We start from the raw sequence: 9,860 nt of genomic DNA, 5'->3' as shown, positions 1-9,860 counted from the left end.
CTGACAACACGGTGAAACTGTGGGACACCAGCACCGGCAAACAAATCAAAACCCTCAAGGGGCATACAAACTCGGTTAATGGCGTCAGCTTCAGCCCGGATGGCAAGATGCTGGCTTCTGCAAGTGGTGACAACACGGTGAAACTGTGGGACACCAGCACCGGCAATCAAATCAAAACCCTCAAGGGGCATACAAACTCGGTTAATGGCGTCAGCTTCAGCCCGGATGGCAAGATGCTGGCTTCTGCAAGTGGTGACAACACGGTGAAACTGTGGGACACCAGCACCGGCAAACAAATCAAAACCCTGACTGGGCATACAGGCTTGGTTAATGGCGTCAGCTTCAGCCCGGATGGCAAGATGCTGGCAACTGCTAGTCGTGACAACACGGTGAGACTGTGGCGGTGGGATTCTGATTATTTACTCAGGGAAGGGTGCGATTTTATCCGCGAGTATTTCAATACCAATCCCCCAGAGGATGAGAGTGACAGGCATATGTGCGACGGCATTGGTAGTGCAAAATGAAAGAGCGTTCCCTTTATAGCCCAATACGGTTGGTGATAAAACCAGAACCCTTATCAGGAACACAATGTAGAGACGCGCCATGGCGCGTCTCTACAAATAAGCTTAAGCCAAAACTCTTCTAAAATCTCGTTTCCAGGTTCTACCTGGAAATGCGGTGGGGGCGGCTCTGCCGCAAGTAAGGCAGGCAGAGCCTGTGCCAGTAGGCATTCCCAGCCTGAGGCTGGGAACGAGGCACCTCCCCTCCCCGAAGCTCGGGGAGGGGATTAAGGGGTGGGGTAAATCAACGTGGAATAAAGGGTTGAACGTGATTGTTGACACCAATGAGCAAAAGGTGCGCCTTATAAAACCCCCCTGTAGTCCCCCCAAGAATCGGGGGGACGGCGTTAGCCGGGGGGTAAAATACATTGCAGCTTCACGCAGAAACGGTATAAGCAGGAAATGCAGTTTAAGCGGCTCTGCCACAAGTAAGGCAGGCAGAGCCTGTGCCAGTAGGCATTCCCAGCCTGAGGCTGGGAACGAGGCACCTCCCCTCCCCTTAACAAGGGGAGGGGTTGGGGGTGGGGTAAATCAACGTGGAATAAAGGGTTGAACGTGATTGTTGACACCAATGAGCAAAGCTTCGTGTCCTACCATGTGGTTTAAAGTTTATCCTTTTAAAAGCGCTGTAAGAAGGTGAGTGTCTGAGAAAAGTTTTGATAAAGTATAGGACTCCTCCGCAGATTTTTGAACGGCACGTAAGGTGGGCAGTGCAAACGCAAAACCCGGATGTACTCGGCAAAATACGGTAAGCACTGCCCACCCTACAATACTTAAGATTTTTCAGAAATCCTGCGCGGATTGCTATATCAAAGCTATTTCAACTCAAGCGTATACTCTCCGTAAACGGCAATTTTTTCAAATCCCAATCTTTCATAACAGGATATTGCACCTGTATTCTCAGCTTTGACATTCAAACCAATGTAATCCACGCTGTCTAATAATGACTGGCACAATTTTGCACAAACCTTTGTTGCCAAACCTTGTTTACGAAAATCTGGGTGTGTTGTGACATTGCCAAGTGTTGCCACTTTATATTGTGGTGAATATACATGAACACCAGCCACACTCACCAATGCTGCTCCTTGACGAACACCATAATAATGCCCTGTTTCCAGCATTCTTGGGTCAAACCAGTTTCCTGGATAGCTCACATGATACAGCGCCTTTAGCTCCTGCACATCTGACTGAGACATCTGTTCTACAGAAGATGTATCTACTTTGTTTAAATATGAATTTAAATGCAAGAGATTGGTTAAACCCATTTTGTTATAAATTCCATGAGATTGGATTTGATAGTCTTTGGCAAAAATTTCTACTGTATTACTATTTAAATGGGCGTAGAATCCCTTTGGCAGGAGATGCAAGAGAGAGTACAGCAACTCACTCATCTGTTCTCCAGAACCTTCAGTCAAACCTAGTAAAACAGGAAGTTCTGCACCAACATACAACAGTACGATTTGCTGGATACTATCGCTATGTTGAAGTGCGTACCAGTTAGTATATGACCAAAAAAAGTCATCTAAATCTCCAATCTCATACAAATGTAGAAAAGGATGACGGCGCAGAAACGCTTCTATTTCATCCTTTTCGTGGAGACAAACTGGCTTGATAAATTGCATATTTTAGTAGTTGCTTTCCAGATACGATGTATGCACCTGTTGTTTCACGGTTTGTGACCGAATCAGTTACCAGTTACCAGTTACCAGTTACCAGATAAAAATCTTGTTTGGTACAAGCCCCTGTTTTTTAAACATGGAAGTATGCAGAAAAATGTATTTCGAGATACGTAGTACTCGAAATACGGCGTCCTTATACAAAGCCCCTCAATTTATTGATGGGTGCGGCTGGTACTTGGTCACTGTTCACTGTTCACTGTTTTACATATCGTGTTCAACTAGATGCAGTTTACAAAAAATATGCTGAAGCTGTCTTTGCACTACCAGGAATGCAACAGTGGCTAAACGCAGCCTCAGATGAGCAGAAAACTATCTCTGGTTATGAGCTTACTGTCTAACTACGCATGTAAGCTTAAACATAACAACCTTTCTACAGTATGTAGCGTAAGTAGCACCTGTGTTGGAATACAAAACGTTAAATGACACAAGGAATTGCATCATGAGTACAATCAATTTTGTTAACGAGAATCAGGAAGTTGTAGCAGCCTATGGTGCTAACTTAAGGCTAAACGCTTTAGAAAACCGCATTCCCATTTACAAGATGCTGGCAAAATTGACTAACTGCGGGGGTTCCGGTCAATGTGGTACCTGCATTGTGGAAATTGTTGAAGGGCTGGAAAACCTTTCTACCCGGACAGAAGTAGAAAAGGTGATGCTCAAGAGAAAGCCGGAAAACTACCGCTTGGCGTGTCAAACTTCTGTTTATGGTCCTGTCAGCGTCAAAACCAGACCTTAGCTACCATAAGTATTTAGTCTTGGTGATTTTCTTGTGGGACGGGCGTCTCGCCCGTCTTTTCCAGATCATAGGCGGGCAAGATGCCCACCCTACAAGAGCCATATGCCTGAGCGGGCAAGATGCCCACTCCACAAGAGTTTTTAGCCAATTTTGCCAGTGAACACCAGTTCAGCTGGTCCTGTCATGTAAACTCGCTGGTCAATTTCTGACCATTCAATTAGCAGAGGTCCTCCAGGAAGCTCAACTGTAGCTTTACGCTCGCACTTCCCTGTCAACACACCTGCGACCAACGACGCACACGCGCCCGTGCCACAAGCTAAAGTAATACCAGCGCCTCGTTCCCATACCCGCATTTTCACGTGGTCGGGACGCACGACTTGAATAAATTCTGTATTTATCCTTTGGGGAAAAGCTGGGTGATGCTCAAACTGGGAACCAATGACTTCCAGAGGGATTGCTGCAACGTCATCTACAAAGGTAATACAGTGAGGATTCCCCATATTGACACAGGTGACTTCCCAAGTGTTCCCTGCTACTTCTAGTGGTTGATTAATTACTTTTTCGTTTGCTGGACGAAGGGTGGTAGGAATTTCACCAGCGAGTAGCTTGGGGATACCCATATCCACCTTAACTTGACCATCGCTCATGAGTTGGGGTGTAATCACACCAGCTAGCGTATGAATGCGATATTGGTCGCTTTTTTTGGCTTCACCCTCCAAATCAGCTAAAAAAGCAGCGAGACAGCGAATGCCATTACCACACATTTCTGGTTCTGAACCATCGGAATTGAAAATCCGCATGCTGTAGTCAGTACCGTTTTCGCCAGGCAAGGCAAAAATAACACCATCAGCACCGATACCAAAGTGGCGATCGCACAACTTAACTGCTTGTTCGGGAGTGATGACGGGCGTTGATGACGAGCGATTGTCAATCAAGATGAAATCATTGCCCAGACCGTGATACTTAGTAAATTCGATTGCCATTGCCAAAATAGATGAAGTATATTTAAGTTTCTATGTCATTAGTGTATTGTCCTTTGTCAGTTGTGAGTTACGACTAAATCAATGAGTAATAACTAATGACTAACAACTAATAAGTATGATTACGGAATTTGACACCTCACTGCCTAGCATTCGGCAAATACAAAACCTGATTCAACAAGCAGCGACAATTCAGTTAAAACTGCTAACTGGCGACACATTGACTGGGAAAGTTATATGGCAAGACGCACAATGTGTGTGTCTTGTGGATGAAAACAGCCAGCAGACGACTGTTTGGAAGCAAGCCATTGCATATATACGAATCAAGAATCAAGAATAAAGATTTTCTTCTATCTTTATTCTTCTGTCTTCTTTCTTTACCGAAAATTTGGGTCTAAAGCCCCGCCCTTGTAGGGCGGCTTTTTATTGACAACGTGCTAAAAGTATGAGATTATAGCATTGCCCGTAGTCTAAAAGGCTCTAGTGAGGCAATATTGGGTACTCCCCAGCTACAGTGCTCAGCAAGCGTGCGACATAGTGTAGGAAAGAGGCTAAAGAAATTGAATAAATCCTTTCAAACGCGGTCGGGCAGTCCGTGTACGCTTGTGGACGTATCCAAACGGGGATAGTTGAATGCTTGCATTCAACTATCTAGGGAGGACGGATGAAGCAAGAATCCTCACGCCTTTAGGCTGAGGAGTGTCAACTAATCCAGCACAGTATCCATCGGTAAAAACTCTTTGAGTGCTTCTGCTTCGCCTGCTTTCACCACTGGGATAGAGAGCGGTATTTCGGTTCCTGGGACAAGCAACTGTACAAGTTGATTGAGAGAAACCAAGCTACCGCACAATAAAACTTGGTCGTGGACTTGTAAGTCCTTGCTAAGATCGGGAAAGCGGATAAATTTGCTATCTCGTCGTATCGCCTGCACCATAACCCCATATTGGCTACGGATGTCCAAATCTGCAAGAGTTTTCCCAACAACTGGACTGTCGGCTGAGATAGTTACCCATTGACAAGCGCTATTTTCTCCGGGAACAGCAGCTTGACCTTTAGCGAATTCATCCAAAGCCGCCAATTCATCATCAGAACCAACAACCAAAAGGCGATCGCCCTCTTCCAAAGTAGTCTCAGCCGGAGGATAATCTATTTCTTCACCTCCTTCACGACGAATTGCCATCAAACTCGCCCCTGTTAAGTAGCGCATATCCGCTTCGTCTAAAGTCATACCGACGAGAGGTGAACCAGATGGTAAGGGATACCAACGCTTATTGAGGTCTTGAGTTGCTTGTTGCAAATCGCGCGAAACCTCAGACGCTGATTGTTCTGGTCGTAGATCCAAATAATGACGATTGCGGATTTCCTGCATTTCTCGCTGCACCACAGCAGTATTGAAACCCAAGTCAGTTAATATGTAAGCCACCATTTCCAAACTCGCTTCAAACTCTGGTTGCACAACTTCCCGCGCCCCAAGTTGATAAAGCACCTCAATACTTTTATCATTGGTAGCGCGAACAACAACATCCAAATTAGGAGACAATTCCAAAGCGCGTTTCAGGCAAAGACGTGTACTCATGGGGTCAGGAAGTGCGATCGCCATTCCCCGTGCGGTGTTCACTCCCGCAGTGTCCAAAACGTGAAAACTCACGCAATTACCATAGACATATGGAACCCCAGCTTCGCGCAACTGCTGAATTCGACTTTCTGCCTGATCAATCACCACCACTGGCAAATCGTGCTGCTGTAGCAACTTCACCAAATTTCGTCCCACTCGTCCATAACCGCAAACAACCACATGGTTTTTGGTAGGTAGTTCGTCAGCAACCGCCAACGGCTGACCTTCCCCGCTTAAATAGGGCTTTAACCAAGGTATTGATTCTACCCAGTCAAATAAAATCGGAACCAAACGCAGCACAAAAGGAGTCAGCACTAATGTTACCGCTGTTGTTCCCAAAATCAGTGAATAGACTCGTCGGGAAACCAGTCCCAGTGCCTGTCCTTCACTGGCAAGAACAAAGGAAAATTCTCCAATCTGAGCTAGTCCCAGCCCAGCAATTAACGCTGTTTTCAAGGGGTAGCGAAACAATTTCACCAGTGGCGTAATAATCAAAAATTTACCAACAAACACCAGTGTCACCAGTCCCAGAATCAATTCCAGGTTGTTCCACAAAAACACTGGGTCAATCAACATCCCAATAGAGGCAAAGAATAAAGAGGCAAAAATATCTCGCAGTGGCTCCACATATGTTAAGGTTTGGTCGGCGTATTCCACCTCTGAAATCATCAAACCAGCGACAAACGCCCCCATTTCAATAGAAAGCCCCATATATTCTGTCAGTAGGGCAATACCTAAACACAGCGCCACCACGCCTAATAAAAATAATTCTCGGCTTTCAGTACGGGCTAGCACTCGCAACAAAGGAGGTATTAGCCAAATGCCTGCGGCAACTGCACCAGCAGCAAATAAACCAATCCGCAACAGCGCCAACAGCACTGCTATGACTAGTGATTCTGCTGGTTGATGAAGAGCTGGCAGAACCGCGATCATCAGTCCCAGCGCTAAATCCTGCACGACCAAAATTCCCAGCATCACCTGTCCGTGGGGCGTTTCTGTTTCATTACGCTCCATCAAGCACTTGAGGACAACTGCTGTGGAAGACAAAGACAAAATTCCCCCCAGAAATACTCCTTTAGCAGGAAGATATTCCCAAGCTCCTGTGAGTCCACACACCAAAACGGTGATTAGAATTGTCAGGGCAATTTGTAGCCCTCCTCCGCCAAGAGCGATCGCCTGGACTTTTTTAAGTTCTGTAAAGGAAAACTCAACTCCCAAGGCAAATAATAAAAAGGCGACTCCAAACTGAGCTAAAGTTTCTACTTGAATCAATTCTTTAATCAGTCCTAGTCCGGCAGGTCCAACGACCATCCCACCAATGAGATACCCCAGTAAAACGGGTTGTCGCAAAAGCGCCGCCAGGAGTCCACCACAGGCGGCAACGGCGAAAACTGAAACTAAATCAACTATTAGCCTAAAATCTTCTTGCACAAGCTTATAAAAGAACTATTAAAACCTATTAAGTTTCAGCATACAAAGTTTTCCCTTGGCGTGGAAAGTCAGTTGGTTACAGTTGCCAACGCTTTTTGCTATGGAAGTCATCGGGTAAGCGTATACCCACTCATTCGTTATTCAAAATGAGTGACGTACTCCCACACTCTAATCTTTGATTAGAGTGTGGGCTTCTCCTCCCTTGATTTCCGGGATTCGCGTTTTATAGTGAGGCGAACGCCCAACCCCACTTTCTTTATTAGAATTCCAGAGTTCAAATCGCGAGGCATAGATGCGCCACAAGAGCATTTATGCCATCTATCACTTAACTCTTTTGGAACTCTGTTGAGACAGATTGCACAATGTTGAGATGTTCCTGCCGGATTAACTTTAACTACTCTCTTACCAGCTCGAGTCAGCCTTGTAAGGAAGTATTTCGTTCAAGAATCCAGCTATCCCAGCATCAGCAAAACTTTTGTTTAAACCGGACTTCGCCGCTTGCCCATTGGGAAGATAGTTTCCTTCCTCATCTTGTTTGGGTTTATTGCGCTTCACCATGTTAGAAACCTTGAGGTCTTCCACAAAAATGACCTCGGCTTTATCTACTAATTCACCCGCTAACTCAAAGTGCCATTGCTTGCGCTGTCAAGAATTTGTTGATGTAACTTAGCAATGCGGTGATTGAGCTTGCGACGTGCTGTAGAGCCTTTCTTCCTCAGTTCCCTTTGGAAGAGCAACTTGGTTAATTTCTCTTGAGATTGTCGGTAGAACTTGGGAGGTTCTACCATTGTTCCATCAGAGCAAGCTGCAAAATATTCCAGACCTGCATCAACACCAATGCTGTTAGCCTCGGTTGGCTCAATATTGATGGTGGGATTGTCGGGGACCGAAGCATCTTCCAGGGTCAGCGTCACATACCAGCCATCAGCCTTGAGAGTGACCAATGCTCGCTTGATGATAAACCCAACGCGCTCCCTTGCAGCTTCGCTAACGGGAATGGGACGGTGCTGGACAAACTTTATCTTGCCCAGTTTGGGTAGCTCAATTCGATTCCCTTGGACACAATCGGGTTTGACTCGCTGATACGCAAAGGTTCGATAACGGTTTTTACCCTTAAACCTCGGTCTGCCACTACGCCTACCGTTGACATCACCTTTGATGAATCGGGCAAAAGCCAGGTCTATCCGTTTCACCATGTCTTGCAAGACATCGGCGTGAATATCTTTGTACCACTCTCGCTCTGCCTTGAGAGACACTAAGGAGCGTTTCTGTCCATAGTATTCAGGCTGCTCTCTAGGTTCTGCAATGCTGCACACCAACGGACAAGCGTTGATAGGGCAACGATTCATTTCATACCAATCAAACCTATCTGCCAGCAAATAATTGTATTGGTGTCGCAACATATCGAGCCATTTGCTCATGCGACACCGCTGGTCAGAAGTTGGCAGAAGTTTGTACTGGTAGGCAATTTTCATGACACAATTGTACTGCATATCTAATGTAAATACAATCGTGAAACAGACACAGACGGTAACGTTTAGGCTTACGCCAGAAGAAAAAGAGACATTAGTAAAGTACTGTGAGTTAACAGCTCGAACCCAAAGCGATGTGTTCAGGGAATTTTTGCGAACCCTACAAAAGAGATTGTCAAAGAGGGGGGTATTGAACCCCCCTCTTTGACCCGCATTCCTCTCACGCTCCCCTATCGGGTGAGACGTAGTTTCGTGCGGCTTTAGCTGAATTTCCCCGAGAGAATCGAAAATTGGGGAAACACCGAATACAATACGCTAGTCAGTCGTTTCAACAGAAGAATTGAGATTTTTAGTAACTCCTCTATGACCACCGAATATTACGCTAGGACTTGTGGGAAAAAGTTACTGGGTTTAGTCGTGCCAGTTTTCAAAACTAACGTGCGTGCAAGCAGTGTCCTACTTGGGATATTTGCGCTACCTTTTGCATTGGCAGCACCCGCAAAAGCGTTACAAGTAGAAGTAAATCCAGCAACTCCCCAGCTTGGCGATACCATATCAGTTGTAGTCAGTTTAGATAATCCAGCTAATGGTAGCAATGTCACAGTAACTAATGGCGACCAGACTTACCCAGCATATGAAATAGCACCACTACAGTATCGGGCTTTGATCCCAACAACGCCTTTGGAAAAAGCTGGAACTAGAACTCTTCGGGTTGCAGGCGAAGGTCAAGTACAGAACTTGTCGGTGCAAGTACGCCAGCGTAAATTTCCGGTGCAGCGCATTAATCTACCGCCAGGAAAAGCTGGGGTAGAAGCCACAGAGTATGAACTCAAGCGTGCAGCAGAGTTCAAGGCGCTACAAACACCAGAAAAGTTTTGGGATGGTCCGTTTCTGGCACCTAATAAAGGACGTGTCAGCACAATTTATGGTGTACGTAGGTACTATAATGGTAAATTTGCGGATGACTACTACCATCGCGGCATTGACTATGCTGGCGCTGCAGGTTCTCCTGTTGTTGCTCCGGCGGCTGGAAGGGTTGTTTTGGTAGGCAAGGTATCCCAAGGGTTTCGGATTCACGGTAATGTTGTTGGCATTGACCACGGGCAAGGAGTGGCAAGTATTTTTATGCACCTCAGCCGCATTAATGTTAAAGAAGGTGATTTTGTCAAACCTGGTCAATTAATTGGCGCAGTCGGTTCAACAGGTGCTGCCACAGGCCCGCATTTACACTGGGGGTTTTATGTCAATGGCAAATCTGTTGACCCAGTACCCTGGCGAAATCAAGTAGTAAAATAATAACTTTTTGCGTATTATTGCCTCATGAATGGGCAAAATAAATAGGATTGATTGGTACCGTGCCCACCTTGCTTGGATAGCTGAAAGATAA

The 9,860-nt window shown here is 45.8% G+C and carries 11 protein-coding genes; 5 read left to right on the top strand and 6 right to left on the bottom strand.

The window, feature by feature from the left end; all coding sequences use genetic code 11:
• Positions 1-524 (top strand): WD40 repeat domain-containing protein (locus AACT52_RS38805; RefSeq protein ID WP_143172964.1); only part of this gene is annotated, 524 nt, incomplete at its 5' end.
• A gap of 851 nt (positions 525-1,375) precedes the next feature.
• Here the strand turns inward: AACT52_RS38805 and AACT52_RS38800 are convergent.
• On the bottom strand, positions 1,376-2,182 hold the full coding sequence (locus tag AACT52_RS38800) for a GNAT family N-acetyltransferase (RefSeq protein WP_198941079.1): 807 nt from the start codon (positions 2,180-2,182) through the stop codon (positions 1,376-1,378).
• 215 nt (positions 2,183-2,397) lie between these two features.
• Between AACT52_RS38800 and AACT52_RS38795 the strand changes: the two genes are divergently transcribed.
• Together AACT52_RS38795 and AACT52_RS38790 are read left to right on the top strand one after the other, a co-directional pair.
• Positions 2,398-2,577 (top strand): hypothetical protein, encoded by a 180-nt coding sequence (locus AACT52_RS38795; protein WP_073635576.1) that lies wholly within the window; start codon positions 2,398-2,400, stop codon positions 2,575-2,577.
• Between the two features lie 101 nt (positions 2,578-2,678).
• Positions 2,679-2,975: a 2Fe-2S iron-sulfur cluster-binding protein gene (locus tag AACT52_RS38790; protein WP_073635575.1), complete on the top strand. Its 297-nt coding sequence runs from the start codon at positions 2,679-2,681 to the stop codon at positions 2,973-2,975.
• 140 nt (positions 2,976-3,115) lie between these two features.
• On the opposite strand, the gene dapF is transcribed toward AACT52_RS38790, so the two are convergent.
• Positions 3,116-3,958 carry a diaminopimelate epimerase gene (gene dapF, locus AACT52_RS38785; protein ID WP_073635574.1) on the bottom strand — a complete coding sequence of 281 codons (843 nt, stop codon included), beginning with the start codon at positions 3,956-3,958 and terminating at the stop codon, positions 3,116-3,118.
• A gap of 115 nt (positions 3,959-4,073) precedes the next feature.
• On the opposite strand from dapF, the gene AACT52_RS38780 reads away from it, so the two are divergent.
• Entirely contained in the window at positions 4,074-4,295 is a 222-nt protein-coding gene (locus AACT52_RS38780; protein ID WP_073635573.1) for an Hfq-related RNA-binding protein, read from the top strand.
• 366 nt (positions 4,296-4,661) lie between these two features.
• Here the strand turns inward: AACT52_RS38780 and AACT52_RS38775 are convergent, their stop codons facing one another.
• The 4 genes from AACT52_RS38775 to AACT52_RS38765 form a co-directional block, all read right to left on the bottom strand.
• Complete coding sequence (locus tag AACT52_RS38775; protein WP_073635572.1) at positions 4,662-7,001, bottom strand: cation:proton antiporter; 2,340 nt, start codon at positions 6,999-7,001, stop codon at positions 4,662-4,664.
• A gap of 179 nt (positions 7,002-7,180) precedes the next feature.
• Positions 7,181-7,420 (bottom strand): zinc ribbon domain-containing protein, encoded by a 240-nt coding sequence (locus AACT52_RS41665; RefSeq protein ID WP_198941080.1) that lies wholly within the window; start codon positions 7,418-7,420, stop codon positions 7,181-7,183.
• On the bottom strand, positions 7,404-7,583 hold the full coding sequence (locus AACT52_RS38770) for a hypothetical protein (protein ID WP_198941078.1): 180 nt from the start codon (positions 7,581-7,583) through the stop codon (positions 7,404-7,406). The genes AACT52_RS41665 and AACT52_RS38770 overlap by 17 nt, the downstream gene beginning before the upstream one ends.
• A gap of 35 nt (positions 7,584-7,618) precedes the next feature.
• Positions 7,619-8,476: an RNA-guided endonuclease InsQ/TnpB family protein gene (locus tag AACT52_RS38765; protein WP_198941077.1), complete on the bottom strand. Its 858-nt coding sequence runs from the start codon at positions 8,474-8,476 to the stop codon at positions 7,619-7,621.
• 360 nt (positions 8,477-8,836) lie between these two features.
• On the opposite strand from AACT52_RS38765, the gene AACT52_RS38760 reads away from it, so the two are divergent.
• A complete protein-coding gene (locus AACT52_RS38760; RefSeq protein ID WP_073635570.1) occupies positions 8,837-9,769 on the top strand; it encodes a M23 family metallopeptidase in 933 nt (310 codons plus the stop codon).
• The last annotated feature ends 91 nt before the right edge of the window (positions 9,770-9,860 follow it).

It is taken from the genome of Scytonema sp. HK-05 (genome assembly GCF_963872035.1).
Taxonomy (GTDB): Bacteria; Cyanobacteriota; Cyanobacteriia; order Cyanobacteriales; family Nostocaceae; genus Kalymmatonema.
Note: the sequence above shows the minus strand (reverse complement) of the source record. Positions and strands in the feature narration are given on the sequence as shown.